Origin of the sequence: Pantoea sp. RIT413 (assembly GCF_003057675.2) — a bacterium.
GTDB lineage: Bacteria > Pseudomonadota > Gammaproteobacteria > Enterobacterales > Enterobacteriaceae > Pantoea > Pantoea eucrina.
The window spans coordinates 48,771-60,938 of the sequence record NZ_QBJB02000001.1; the positions used below are offsets into that span (position 1 = coordinate 48,771).

Annotated in this window: 13 protein-coding genes; 9 read left to right on the forward strand and 4 right to left on the reverse strand. The window is 57.8% G+C overall.

Annotated features, from left to right (window positions below; all coding sequences use genetic code 11):
- The first annotated feature begins 53 nt into the window (after nucleotides 1-53).
- Nucleotides 54-614 (forward strand): VOC family protein, encoded by a 561-nt coding sequence (locus DBY66_RS00265; protein WP_094111062.1) that lies wholly within the window; start codon nucleotides 54-56, stop codon nucleotides 612-614.
- Here the strand turns inward: DBY66_RS00265 and DBY66_RS00270 are convergent.
- Complete coding sequence (locus DBY66_RS00270; RefSeq protein ID WP_108569394.1) at nucleotides 611-1,750, reverse strand: PatB family C-S lyase; 1,140 nt, start codon at nucleotides 1,748-1,750, stop codon at nucleotides 611-613. The two genes, DBY66_RS00265 and DBY66_RS00270, sit on opposite strands and share 4 nt — an antisense overlap.
- A gap of 85 nt (nucleotides 1,751-1,835) precedes the next feature.
- On the opposite strand from DBY66_RS00270, the gene cutC reads away from it, so the two are divergent.
- Together cutC and DBY66_RS00280 are read left to right on the forward strand one after the other, a co-directional pair.
- Nucleotides 1,836-2,588 (forward strand): copper homeostasis protein CutC, encoded by a 753-nt coding sequence (gene cutC, locus DBY66_RS00275; RefSeq protein ID WP_071668894.1) that lies wholly within the window; start codon nucleotides 1,836-1,838, stop codon nucleotides 2,586-2,588.
- A gap of 268 nt (nucleotides 2,589-2,856) precedes the next feature.
- Nucleotides 2,857-3,705: a hypothetical protein gene (locus DBY66_RS00280; RefSeq protein WP_039384901.1), complete on the forward strand. Its 849-nt coding sequence runs from the start codon at nucleotides 2,857-2,859 to the stop codon at nucleotides 3,703-3,705.
- 45 nt (nucleotides 3,706-3,750) lie between these two features.
- On the opposite strand, the gene cmoB is transcribed toward DBY66_RS00280, so the two are convergent.
- The 3 genes from cmoB to DBY66_RS00295 form a co-directional block, all read right to left on the reverse strand.
- A complete protein-coding gene (gene cmoB / locus DBY66_RS00285; RefSeq protein WP_039384896.1) occupies nucleotides 3,751-4,719 on the reverse strand; it encodes a tRNA 5-methoxyuridine(34)/uridine 5-oxyacetic acid(34) synthase CmoB in 969 nt (322 codons plus the stop codon).
- Nucleotides 4,716-5,444 (reverse strand): carboxy-S-adenosyl-L-methionine synthase CmoA, encoded by a 729-nt coding sequence (cmoA, locus tag DBY66_RS00290; protein ID WP_039385978.1) that lies wholly within the window; start codon nucleotides 5,442-5,444, stop codon nucleotides 4,716-4,718. The genes cmoB and cmoA overlap by 4 nt, the downstream gene beginning before the upstream one ends.
- A 77-nt stretch (nucleotides 5,445-5,521) precedes the next feature.
- Nucleotides 5,522-6,343 (reverse strand): DUF72 domain-containing protein, encoded by an 822-nt coding sequence (locus tag DBY66_RS00295; protein ID WP_108569393.1) that lies wholly within the window; start codon nucleotides 6,341-6,343, stop codon nucleotides 5,522-5,524.
- Nucleotides 6,344-6,544: 201 nt separating this feature from the next.
- On the opposite strand from DBY66_RS00295, the gene aspS reads away from it, so the two are divergent.
- The 6 genes from aspS (at nucleotide 6,545) to ruvB (ending at nucleotide 12,104) form a co-directional block, all read left to right on the forward strand.
- The gene (gene aspS, locus DBY66_RS00300; protein WP_039384894.1) at nucleotides 6,545-8,326 is read left to right on the forward strand and encodes an aspartate--tRNA ligase; all 1,782 of its coding nucleotides are present in this window, start codon (nucleotides 6,545-6,547) and stop codon (nucleotides 8,324-8,326) included.
- Entirely contained in the window at nucleotides 8,326-8,757 is a 432-nt protein-coding gene (nudB, locus tag DBY66_RS00305; RefSeq protein WP_039384893.1) for a dihydroneopterin triphosphate diphosphatase, read from the forward strand. The genes aspS and nudB overlap by 1 nt, the downstream gene beginning before the upstream one ends.
- 270 nt (nucleotides 8,758-9,027) lie before the next feature.
- The gene (locus DBY66_RS00310; RefSeq protein ID WP_039384891.1) at nucleotides 9,028-9,771 is read left to right on the forward strand and encodes a YebC/PmpR family DNA-binding transcriptional regulator; all 744 of its coding nucleotides are present in this window, start codon (nucleotides 9,028-9,030) and stop codon (nucleotides 9,769-9,771) included.
- A gap of 36 nt (nucleotides 9,772-9,807) precedes the next feature.
- Entirely contained in the window at nucleotides 9,808-10,335 is a 528-nt protein-coding gene (gene ruvC / locus DBY66_RS00315) for a crossover junction endodeoxyribonuclease RuvC (RefSeq protein ID WP_039384890.1), read from the forward strand.
- A 141-nt stretch (nucleotides 10,336-10,476) separates the two neighbouring features.
- On the forward strand, nucleotides 10,477-11,091 hold the full coding sequence (gene ruvA / locus DBY66_RS00320; RefSeq protein WP_039384888.1) for a Holliday junction branch migration protein RuvA: 615 nt from the start codon (nucleotides 10,477-10,479) through the stop codon (nucleotides 11,089-11,091).
- 8 nt (nucleotides 11,092-11,099) lie between these two features.
- Nucleotides 11,100-12,104 (forward strand): Holliday junction branch migration DNA helicase RuvB, encoded by a 1,005-nt coding sequence (gene ruvB / locus DBY66_RS00325; RefSeq protein ID WP_065649104.1) that lies wholly within the window; start codon nucleotides 11,100-11,102, stop codon nucleotides 12,102-12,104.
- Nucleotides 12,105-12,168: the final 64 nt, after the last annotated feature.

The following is a 12,168-nucleotide window of genomic DNA, read 5'->3' on the forward strand; positions in this document are numbered from 1 at the left end:
GCATATTGATTTTAATGATTAATTTCACTGAACAGACGTTGAGGTTTCAGGTAATGAAGCTGGACTTTCCCCCGGAGTTAGACGATTTAACAGAAGATTTTTGCCGTTTTGAGCAGGCGCTGCAGGCTTTTGCTGCGCGACTCGGACTTTCACCGCAGGCACACGAGATTGATCATCTGGCCGTGCGCTGTCACCAGTTTGCTACCGCCGAACGCTGGAAGCGCGGCTTTTTGCAGATTGGTGAGCTCTTTTCAGAAGCGATGATTAACGGTCGACCGATCTGTCTGTTTAAACTCCGGCAGCCGGTTACGCTGGCAGGGCAGCAGATTGATGTGATTGAGCTGCCCTGGCCGGGCGCGAAGCTGTACCGGCACGAGGGCTGGGAACATATTGAGATCGTCCTGCGCGGTGAGCCGGAAACGCTGGGCATGCGCGCCATGGCGCTGCTCTCTGATGCGGCATTGACGCAGCCCGGCATCTCTTTTAAAACCAGCGCGCCGCAGGGCGAGAATGAACGCCTGCCTAATCCTGTGCTGGCCGTCACCGATGGTGAAACCACGATTAAATTTCACCCCTGGCGACTTGAAGAGATTGTCGCCAGCGAGCGCGATTAACGCCGGGCTTCCACCGCCTGCTTCAGGCGCGCTGCCGCTTCCTGCAGGGTGGCGCGCGTGCAGCCAAAATTGAAGCGGACAAAGCGGTCATCGCCAAAATCGCCTCCGGGCGAGAAGCCGAGCCCGTACTGCTCAAAATAGCGCGCCGGGTTTTCACTCTGCAGGCCGCTGGCGTCAATCCAGCCGAGATAGGTCGCGTCCGGCACGACCATATCGAGGCCGGGCAGGGCATCAATGCGGCTCGCCAGCCAGTCGCGGTTTGCGCGCAGATAGGCAATTTGCGCCTGCAGCCACGCATCACCCTCGCGCCACGCCGCCTCGGCGGCAACCAGCGCCAGAATATCCACGCCCGGCACGATCCCCTCACGCACCTGCTTAAAGCGCCGGCGCAACGTATCATCGGGAATAATGGCCATAGAGGCGCCCAGCCCGGCGATATTGAAACTTTTAGAGGGAGAGATAAGCGTTATGCTGCGCTGTGCGGCATCCTCACTCAGCGCGGCAAACGGCGTGTGCTGCACGCCCGGCGTAAGCACCAGATCGGCATGGATCTCATCTGAACAGACGATAAGATCGTGACGCTGCGCAAATGCGAGCTGGCGGGAGAGTTCATCGCGCCGGTATACCGTGCCACCGGGGTTTTGCGGGTTGCACAGCATCAGCAGTCGCTCGTTGCCCGTCATCTCCGCCCGATCTATGTCCATGACCCAGCGATCTTCTGTCCGCTGCAGCGGCAGACTGAGCTGCGCGCGATCGGCCAGCCGGGAAGCGCCGCGAAACGGCGGATAGATGGGCGCAGGCGCCACAGTACGTTCTCCGGCTGCGGTAAAAGCACGCACGGCAATGTTAAGTCCGCTTACCACACCCGGCAATATCACTATCCATTCCGGCCTGATAATCCAGTCATAACGCTCCGCCATGCGCTGCACGATAATCTCTGTCAGTCCGGCAGGCGTGACACCGTAACCAAATACGCCGTGTGCGACTCGTTTTTGAATGGCCTCAATAATACAGGGTGGCGAGCGAAAATCGGTATCTGCAATCCAGAGTGGCAGCACATCACGGTCACGATATTTGTGCCATTTAAGACTATCACTGTGACCGCGGTCTATCCGTTGATCAAAATCGAATACCATAGTGCGCTTTCCACGTAAAATGAGTGAGTAACAGACTAACCGAAGCTACCCCCTCTGAGCCAGCAGTCGTGATAAGGAGAAACCGATGACGAAACTGGAAATTTGTTGCTACGGCATTGATTGCGCAGTGACCGCCCAGCGCGCCGGTGCCGATCGCGTAGAGCTTTGCAGCGCCCCGCGCGAGGGCGGGCTGACGCCATCAGCGGGCATGCTGCAGGCCGCGCTGCGCGAGCTGACTATTCCGGTGCATCCCATCATCCGGCCGCGCGGCGGCGATTTTTGCTACTCCCGTCTGGAGTTTGACATCATGAAATCGGATATCGCGCAGATACGCGAATGGGGCTTTCCCGGCGTCGTCGTGGGCGTTCTGGATGAAGATGCGCATATCGATGTGCCGCGTATGCAGCAGATTATGCAACTGTGCGATGGCCTGGCCGTGACGTTTCACCGGGCGTTTGATCTGTGCCACAGCCCCAGGCGGGCGCTGGAGGTGCTGACCGATCTGGGTGTCGCGCGCATTCTGACGTCAGGCCAGCAGCAGAGTGCAGAAACAGGAATTGCACTACTCAGGGAACTTAATCAATTAAGCACGGGTCCAATCATTATGGCCGGTGCTGGTGTACGCCTGAGCAATCTGCAGAAGTTTCTGGATTGCGGCTTGCAGGAGGTCCACAGCTCAGCCAGTCGCGCCATCGCTTCCCCTATGCGCTATCGCAAAGCGGGTGTTTCGATGTGCGCCGAAGCAGAAACCGATGAATTCAGCCGTTCCTGCGTTGATGGTGACGTAATAGAAGCCATGAAAAGTATGATGCAGATGAACGTTAACCGGGTCGCCTGATCCGCTATCGATTTTGCCGCACAGCACGCCACCAACCCTGACGTGATGTTTGCAAGTACCACGCCCCAGTCATTTGCTGGGGTTTTTTTTATGCCGTTAAAAACGCGCAGGTGAGCCGGCTGCCGGCAAACATAGCCTGTTCTGCGGTTGATTCAGCCCCTTGTATATTCGCTATACCCGGCATAATTTTCTTCTCCGCCCGCCATCTGCATAGCGATTTGCCGGAAAAGGTGCTTTGCTTAACAGATGGCTCCATGCGGATAACCCTATGAAATGCCACCTTTGTGCAACGCTGTTGCTGACATATTTAGCTGCCTGCCCGACGCAGGCGGCCACCGCTCCCTGTCCGCCGCTCAGCCATAACATCAGCAGCAGCAATCTCTGGATCCTGCTGGGCGGCGCGGCAAAAGGCGCGGTGCGGCAGGTTATTGCCGGGGAGTTTGGTAAAGACGTTGACTCCCAGAAACGCGTGCTGGGCCAGTTTGACCGCTGCGGCGACCTGATGGTGGCTGATATCAGCTACGATAAGCGCGAAGGGAATATTGTGCTGAGCATGGAGCAGCATATTGCCCGCGTACAGCGCGGCTGGGTAGCGGAGTACGCCTGGCGGGTTACCGCGATTAAGTCGGGGCGTGAAGAAGTGGTGGATCAGCGACAGGGTACGCTGAGCTGGCGCAAAGGGCCGCAGGGAAACATCATCAGCGCTACCGATAAATTCGTGAATATGGGCAGTGAGGGTTCTGCAGCGATCGCCTATCATTACGACCCGCGATTACGGGTGCAGAAGAGCGTCACGCGCGGCAGCGATAAACAGAATAACGGTGAAAACCGCTGGCGCTGGAATGCGCAGGATCGGGTGGTTGAGACGCAAAGCGCGCGCAGCCGGGAGATCTGGCGTTATGATAAGCAGTGGCGCGAGCTGGGATTAAGCGGGCTGGCGACCACGCCGGTCAGCACGCTGCACTCTACGGACACCTGTCAGCTCTGGGATGAAGCCGGCAACTGTACGCTGAGTTTTCTGCACGAAAAAGAGGTATTTGCCAAAGGCACTATCGAGCGTCATCTTACTTCCGCCTATAAATATCAGTACTGGGATCGGTCAGCGGATGAGCAGTAGCAGGACAATGTCTGACGCGCCGCGACGCCGTCGCGGCGCGGATTTTCAGGGCTTGCGGGCAACCAGTACGGCGCGCAGCGGCGCGGGGTAACCCTCAACCGTTTTGCTGCTATCGGCCGGATCGAGAAACTCTGCCAGCGACTCGCTGGTCATCCAGCTGGTGCGACGCTGCTCTTCCACGGACGTGACCGCATAGTCGGCAATGCGTACATCAACAAAACCGCACTTCTCCAGCCAGCCTTTCAGCGCTGCCGCTGACGGAATAAAGTAGACGTTGCGCATCTGCGCATAGCGCTCACCCGGTACCAGGACGGCATGTTCATCGCCCTCAATCACCAGCGTTTCCAGCACCAGCTCACCCTCGCTCACCAGCTGATTTTTCAGCTGCAGCAGATGATCGAGCGGTGAACGGCGGTGGTAGAGCACGCCCATTGAGAATACGGTATCAAACGCCTGCAGCGCGGGCAGCTGTTCAATGCCGAGCGGCAGCAGATGCGCGCGGCGATCGTCACCCAGCAGCTTGCGTACCGCTTCGAACTGGCAGAGAAACAGCTGCATCGGGTCGATGCCCACCACCATCTGCGCGCCAGCGCCCAGCATACGCCACATGTGATAGCCGCTGCCGCAGCCAACGTCCAGAATCGTCCGCCCGGCGAGCGGAGAGATATGGGGTAACACCCGATCCCATTTCCAGTCAGAGCGCCATTCCGTGTCAATCTCCGTACCGTAAAGCGCATAGGGGCCTTTACGCCACGGCATCAGATTACGCAGCAGCTTTTCAATACCGGCGCGCTGGCGATCGGTCAGATCGTCACGCTGCGCGCTGACGCTGTGCACCAGATCCAGCGTTTGCGGCGTCAGCAGCGGCAGATACTCCACCGCTTTTTCCCAGTTGCGAAAATGTCCGTGCAGATTGTCACGCTGCCAGGCCGCGATTTGCGCCGGCAGAACTTCCAGCCAGCTCGCCAGCGGGCCGGTGGCGATTTGCTGATAAAAACGGCCAAAGTCGATCATTTCAGCGCCACCAGTGAACCAAAGTTGAAGCACTGGAACCAGAGTTCTGCATGAGCAAAGCCCGCCGCTTTAAGGCGGGCTTTGTGCGTTTCCACGCTGTCGGTCAGCATGACATTCTCCAGCATGCTGCGCTTCTGGCTAATCTCCAGTTCGCTGTAGCCGTTGGCACGCTTGAAATCGTGATGCATGTTAAACAGCAGTTCGCCCACCTCAGCATCTTCAAAGCTGAACTTTTCTGACAGCACCAGGGCGCCGCCGGGATTCAGGCCGCGGGCAATTTTTTCCAGCAGCGCAATGCGGGCGTCAGGCGCCAGAAACTGCAGCGTAAAGTTGAGCACCACCAGCGAAGCGTTCTCAATTTCGATATCGCGGATATCAGCCTCCAGCACCTGTACCGGCGTATCGGCACGAAAGGCGTCGATATGGCGGCGGCAGCGCTCAACCATCGCCGGCGAATTATCCACGGCAATAATCTGGCAGCCGGGTACGCGGATATTGCGGCGCACCGAAAGAGTGGCGGCCCCCAGTGAACAGCCGAGGTCATACACCTGGCTGTCGGGCTGTACAAAGCGTTCTGCCAGCATACCAATCATTGAAATGATGTTGGAGTAGCCGGGCACCGAGCGCTGAATCATATCGGGGAAGACTTCAGCCACGCGCTCGTCAAAGGTCCAGTCACCCAGCTTATCGATAGGTGCGGAAAATAGCGTATCGCGGTCAGACATAATGGAAAATCCGAAGAGAAAAACGGAAAGGGCGCTATTCTGGCAGAAAGTCGCCTCTGCTGCACCCGTTTCCCTGCTCAGAACAGCGCGCTCTGCTGCGGCCACGCTGGCAGGTCGCGCAGGCCGGGTTCCAGCGCCTGCAGCTGTGGCCAGAGCGCCTGCACCAGCGGAAACACCTCTCCCATATCCGGCGTATGAATAAACAGCAGCGGATCGCTCTCTGTCTGCCACGCTGCCAGCTTGCTGCGCCACGGCGGAAAGAGGGCTTCGCTCTCTGCCACGCTATCGCTGCCGATAAACCGGACCATCGGCTGAGTACCGGTGCGCACCGCATGTGGCGGCACGCGCGGTTTTTTCGCCCGCGCGTCGATAGCTGCAGCCGATTGTGAGGCAGAAGCGTGCACTGGCCGGCTGTCGAGTACCACCCGGTTAACGCCGCGCGCGTGCAGGCCACGGTTTAGCTGGCGCTCCGCCTCGCCACGGGCAAAAAATGCCTGATGACGCACTTCAACGCCATAGCTGAAGCTGCGCGGCAGGCTATCCAGAAAGCGCCACAGATCGTCAAGCTGTGCCGGTGAAAAACTGGCGGGCAGCTGCAGCCAGTATTGCCCCAGGCGCGTGCTGAGCGGATCCAGCAGGCGAAAAAAATCGCTGACTAAATCATCACAATTACGCAGAGCAGCCTGATGAGAGATGGTTGCGGGAAATTTAAAGCAGAAGCGGAAATCGTCATGCGTCATGTCGCGCCAGCGCTGCACCGCCTCAGGTTTTGGCAGCGCATACAGCGTTGTATTCCCTTCTACGCAGCTAAACAGACGCGCATAATCCTCCAGCGTGTGCAGACCAAACTGTTTCCACTGCGGGTGATGCCATTGTGGTAGACCAATACGAAGCGTCAAAACGGACTCCGGATGCCGGTTGTAAGAGAAAGCGGGCAGAGGATAACGCATAAATGCCGATGAATTAGCTGCTTTGCAGCAGCTCTACTTATCCTGCCTGGCTTTTTCCATTATAATAGCTGCCTTTTTTGCGGCAGCATCTTCAGAGGTTACGCGCCCTGATGCTGCCTGGCAGCAGCGGCGAAGTTAAAAGGATACGTTATGCGTACAGAATATTGCGGACAGCTCAACCTGTCTCATGTGGGTCAGCAAGTTACTCTCTGCGGCTGGGTTAATCGCCGTCGCGATCTCGGCAGCCTGATTTTTATCGATATGCGTGACCGCGAAGGGATCGCTCAGGTGTTTTTTGATGCCGATTATCAGGAGGCTTTCCAGCTGGCGTCTGAGCTGCGCAACGAATTCTGCATCCAGATCACCGGTACGGTGCGCGCGCGTGAAGAGAAAAACCGCAACAGCGATATGGCGACCGGCGATATCGAAGTGTTTGCCCACGCGCTGACCATCATTAATCGCGCGGAGCCGCTGCCGCTGGACTCCAACCAGGTCAATAGCGAAGAAGCGCGTCTGACCTATCGTTACCTCGATCTGCGTCGCCCGGAGATGGCACAGCGCCTGAAAACGCGCGCCAGAATTACCAGCTTTGTTCGCCGCTTTATGGACAGTGAAGGTTTCCTGGATATTGAAACGCCGATGCTGACCAAAGCAACGCCGGAAGGCGCGCGCGACTATCTGGTGCCAAGCCGCGTGCATAAAGGCAAGTTCTATGCGCTGCCGCAGTCGCCACAGCTGTTTAAGCAGCTGCTGATGATGTCCGGCTTCGATCGCTACTATCAGATTGTAAAATGCTTCCGCGATGAAGATCTGCGGGCCGATCGCCAGCCTGAATTTACGCAAATCGACGTTGAAACCTCCTTTATGAGCGCGGAAGAGGTGCGGGAGAAGATGGAGCGCCTGATCCGCGAGCTCTGGCTTGAGATCAAAGGCGTTGATCTGGGTGATTTCCCGCTGATGACGTTTGCAGAAGCGATGAACCGCTACGGCTCTGATAAACCCGATCTGCGTAATCCGATGGAACTGGTGGACGTTGCCGATCTGCTGAAAGACGTAGAGTTTAAGGTGTTCTCTGGTCCGGCGAACGACGCCAAAGGACGGGTTGCTGCGCTGCGCGTGCCGGGCGGTGCGACGCTGACGCGTAAGCAGATTGATGAATATACGAAGTTTGTTGAGATTTATGGTGCACGTGGCCTGGCATGGATGAAAATCAACGCCCGCGCCAGTGGCGCTGAAGGCGTGCAAAGTCCGGTGGCCAAATTCCTGACGCCTGAGATCGTGGAAGCGATTCTGGATCGCACCGGCGCTCAGGATGGCGATCTGATCTTCTTTGGCGCCGATCGCGCTAAAGTTGTGGCGGATGCGCTGGGTGCACTGCGCCTGAAAGCTGGCCGCGACCTGAAGATCACCGACGAGAAAGCCTGGGCACCGCTCTGGGTCATCGACTTTCCGATGTTTGAAGAGGATGACGAAGGCGGTCTGGCAGCGATGCACCATCCGTTTACCTCACCTAAGTCGCTTACGGCGGAGCAGCTGGCAGCCGAGCCGACGCAGGCAGTGGCTAATGCCTACGATATGGTGATCAACGGCTACGAAGTGGGCGGCGGCTCTGTGCGTATCCACAACGGGACGATGCAGCAGACTGTGTTCAGCATTCTCGGCATTACGGCTGAAGAACAGCAGGAGAAGTTTGGCTTCCTGCTGAACGCGCTCAAATATGGTACGCCGCCGCACGCCGGTCTGGCGTTTGGCCTTGATCGTCTGACTATGCTGCTCACCGGCACCGATAATATTCGTGACGTGATCGCTTTCCCGAAAACCACGGCGGCAGCCTGTATGATGACGGAAGCACCAAGCCTGGCAAATCCAGCTGCGCTGAGCGATCTGGGCATTCAGATTGTCGCGAAGAAAGAAAAGCCAGAGCAGCAGTAATGGGCTTTAAACATCCGGTATCGGTGCTGGTGGTGATCTTTGCGCGAGATACCGGCCGGGTGTTGATGCTGCAGCGGCGCGATGATCACGGCTTCTGGCAGTCGGTCACCGGCAGTCTGGAGCCGGGTGAAACGCCGGCTCAGGCTGCAGCACGCGAAGTGGCGGAAGAGCTGGCGATCGATATCTGTGGCGAAGGGCTGCAGCTTGAAGATTGCCAGCGGCAGATTGAATTTGAGATCTTCCCTCATTTTCGTCACCGCTATGCGCCAGGCATAACGCACAATCGCGAGCACTGGTTCCGGCTGGCGCTGCCGGCTGAACGGATGCCGCTGCTGAGTGAGCACCTGGCTGCCCGCTGGCTGATCGCTGAAGAGGCTGCGGCGTTAACCAAATCCTGGAGCAATCGCCAGGCGATTGAAGAGTTTATCTGAGCGAGCGCCGCCGCGTGTTTTCCGGTGGCAACCAGGGTAAATTCCACACATTCGACGAAGCGTATTCCCTTCGTCCAACTATCGTGTGCTGTTTTATCAAACCGCACCGCTAACATTGAGCAGTCAGGCGTTATCGGCGCAGCGCAATTGTTCATCGTCAGCGCCACCACCGCCGCGCAGATCTCTGCGTGCGGATGGCGTGGATGCTGCCGGGGATAAGAGCGCAGGCAAGATAGCCTGCACCCTGTAAAAGATCGGAGAAAATGTAAGATGGCTGGTCACAGTAAATGGGCGAACACAAAACATCGTAAGGCGGCGCAGGACGCCAAGCGCGGCAAGATCTTTACTAAAATCATTCGCGAGCTGGTCACTGCCGCGAAGCTGGGCGGCGGCGATGCAGGTTCTAACCCGCGTCTGCGCGCAGCGATGGATAAAGCGCTCTCAAATAACATGACGCGCGACACAATGAACCGCGCCATTGCACGCGGCGTCGGCGGCGAAGATGATTCCAATATGGAAACCATCATTTATGAAGGCTACGGTCCGGGCGGCTCTGCGGTAATGATCGAATGCCTGAGTGACAACCGTAACCGTACCGTCGGAGAAGTGCGCCACGCCTTCACCAAAACCGGCGGTAATCTGGGCACTGACGGCTCTGTCTCCTATCTCTTCAGCAAAAAAGGAGTGATCTCCTTTGCTCCGGGTCAGGATGAAGATGCGGTGATGGAAGCAGCACTGGAAGCGGGTGCGGAAGATGTGGTGAGCTATGATGACGGTGCCATCGATGTCTTCACAGCGTGGGAAGAGCTGGGCAACGTGCGTGATACGCTGGAAGCGGGCGGTCTGAAAGCTGACAGCGCTGAAGTCTCCATGATCCCGTCAACCAAAGCGGAACTGGATGCAGAAACGGCACCAAAACTGCTGCGGCTGATCGATATGCTGGAAGATTGCGACGACGTGCAGGAGGTTTATCACAACGGTGAGATCTCTGACGAGGTGGCGGAAACGCTGTAATGGCGTGGTTATTTTTCCGGCAACCGGAGGCGTGCTGTGGCGATTATTCTCGGGATTGACCCCGGCTCGCGCATTACCGGCTACGGCGTTATCCGTCAGACCGGCCGTCAGCTGAGCTACCTGGGCAGCGGCTGTATCCGCACCAACGTGACCGATTTACCGGGACGCCTGAAGCTGATTTATGCCGGCGTCTGCGAAATCATCACGCAGTTTTCGCCTGACTACTTTGCGATTGAGCAGGTGTTTATGGCGAAAAATGCGGATTCGGCACTGAAACTTGGCCAGGCTCGCGGCGCAGCGATTGTGGCCGCGGTCAATGCCGATTTGCCGGTGTTTGAATATGCGGCGCGGCAGGTTAAACAGACGGTTACCGGAACCGGCGGGGCGGAGAAGAGCCAGGTGCAGCATATGGTCCGCACGCTGCTGAAACTGCCGGCCAACCCGCAGGCGGATGCGGCAGATGCGCTGGCTATCGCCATCACCCACTGCCACGTTAGCCAGAATGCGGCGCGCATGAGCGACAGCAAACTGGTGATGACGCGCGGGCGGCTGCGCTCGGGTTAAGCTGCCATCAGACGCGCTAACAGGCTGGATATGCATCCAGCCTTTTTTATGTTATACATAGCCGCTATCACACCGCCAGCGGCTGCGCTGGTCACAGGGAATACCCTGCACCGCTTACTCACAGATTAAGGAATTGCTCAGGTGATTGGTCGTTTACGAGGCAACATTCTGGAAAAACAGCCGCCGCTGGTGCTGCTTGAAGCGCACGGCGTCGGTTATGAAGTGCATATGCCAATGACCTGCTTCTACGAGCTGCCGGAGATCGCCCAGGAGGCGGTCATTTTCACCCATTTCGTGGTGCGTGAAGATGCCCAGCTGCTGTTTGGTTTCAACAGCAAACAGGAGCGCGCGCTCTTTCGCGAGCTGATCAAAGTCAACGGCGTTGGCCCCAAGCTGGCGCTGGCGATCCTATCGGGCATGTCAGCGCAGCAGTTTGTGACCGCTGTTGAGCGTGAAGAGGTCGCCTCGCTGGTGAAGCTGCCGGGTGTCGGCAAAAAAACCGCTGAGCGCCTGGTGGTTGAGATGAAAGATCGCTTTAAAGGCATGCATGGCGACCTCTTTGGCGGCGACTCAGCCTTCACGCTGACGACCCCAGCGGTCGCGCCGGAGAGCAACGACGCTGAAGCAGAAGCGGCGGCTGCGCTGGTGGCGCTGGGATATAAACCGCAGGAAGCCAGCCGCATGATCAGCAAAGTGGGCAAACCTGACGCAGACTGCGAAACCCTGATCCGCGAAGCGCTGCGTGCAGCTATCTGAGGTAACACATGATTGAAGCCGATCGCCTGGTCTCGGGCAGTTCATATAATGAAGAAGAGAGCCTGGATCGTGCTATTCGCCCGAAGCTGCTCGCGGAGTATGTCGGTCAGCCGCAGGTGCGCGAACAGATGGAGATTTTTATCCAGGCGGCGAAGCTGCGCGGCGATGCACTTGACCATCTGCTGATTTTCGGCCCGCCGGGGCTGGGAAAAACCACGCTGGCGAATATCGTGGCGAATGAGATGGGCGTCAATCTGCGCACGACGTCAGGGCCGGTGCTGGAGAAAGCGGGCGATCTGGCGGCGATGCTCACCAATCTCGAACCGCACGACGTCCTGTTTATTGATGAGATCCACCGTCTCTCCCCGGTAGTGGAAGAGGTGCTCTATCCGGCAATGGAAGATTATCAGCTGGATATCATGATCGGTGAGGGGCCGGCCGCCCGCTCAATCAAGCTCGATCTGCCGCCGTTTACCCTGATTGGCGCGACGACGCGCGCCGGGTCGCTGACCTCACCGCTGCGCGATCGTTTTGGCATTGTTCAGCGGCTTGAGTTCTATAACGTGCCGGATCTGCAGCACATTGTCAGCCGCAGCGCGGCCTGTCTCGGTCTGACGCTGAGTGAAGAGGGCGCGCTGGAAGTGGCCCGTCGCGCACGCGGCACCCCGCGTATCGCTAATCGCCTGCTGCGCCGCGTGCGTGATTTTGCCGATGTCCGTGCCGCAGGCAACATGAGCGGTGACGTGGCGGCCAGCGCGCTGGATATGCTGAATGTCGATACGCAGGGTTTTGATTACATGGACCGCAAGCTGCTACTGGCGATTATCGATAAGTTTATGGGTGGCCCGGTAGGGCTGGATAACCTGGCGGCAGCAATAGGCGAAGAGCGCGAAACGATCGAGGATGTTATAGAGCCTTTCCTGATCCAGCAGGGATTTATTCAGCGTACGCCGCGCGGCCGTATGGCAACGCAGCACGCTTACCGGCACTTTGATATCGTGCGCGAAGAATAGGGTGCAGCACGCAGGCAGACAAAAAACGGGCACCTCAGGTGCCCGTTTTGCATGGCTGAACGGA

Bases quoted from the DNA above. Each gene is read 5' to 3' on its own strand.
- DBY66_RS00280 (WP_039384901.1), top strand. From the start codon at position 2,857: ATGAAATGCCACCTTTGTGCAACGCTGTTGCTGACATATTTAGCTGCC.
- ruvB (WP_065649104.1), top strand. From the start codon at position 11,100: ATGATTGAAGCCGATCGCCTGGTCTCGGGCAGTTCATATAATGAAGAA.
- aspS (WP_039384894.1), top strand. From the start codon at position 6,545: ATGCGTACAGAATATTGCGGACAGCTCAACCTGTCTCATGTGGGTCAG.
- cutC (WP_071668894.1), top strand. From the start codon at position 1,836: ATGACGAAACTGGAAATTTGTTGCTACGGCATTGATTGCGCAGTGACC.
- DBY66_RS00270 (WP_108569394.1), bottom strand. From the start codon at position 1,750: ATGGTATTCGATTTTGATCAACGGATAGACCGCGGTCACAGTGATAGT.
- cmoB (WP_039384896.1), bottom strand. From the start codon at position 4,719: ATGATCGACTTTGGCCGTTTTTATCAGCAAATCGCCACCGGCCCGCTG.
- cmoA (WP_039385978.1), bottom strand. From the start codon at position 5,444: ATGTCTGACCGCGATACGCTATTTTCCGCACCTATCGATAAGCTGGGT.
- nudB (WP_039384893.1), top strand. From the start codon at position 8,326: ATGGGCTTTAAACATCCGGTATCGGTGCTGGTGGTGATCTTTGCGCGA.
- DBY66_RS00310 (WP_039384891.1), top strand. From the start codon at position 9,028: ATGGCTGGTCACAGTAAATGGGCGAACACAAAACATCGTAAGGCGGCG.
- DBY66_RS00265 (WP_094111062.1), top strand. From the start codon at position 54: ATGAAGCTGGACTTTCCCCCGGAGTTAGACGATTTAACAGAAGATTTT.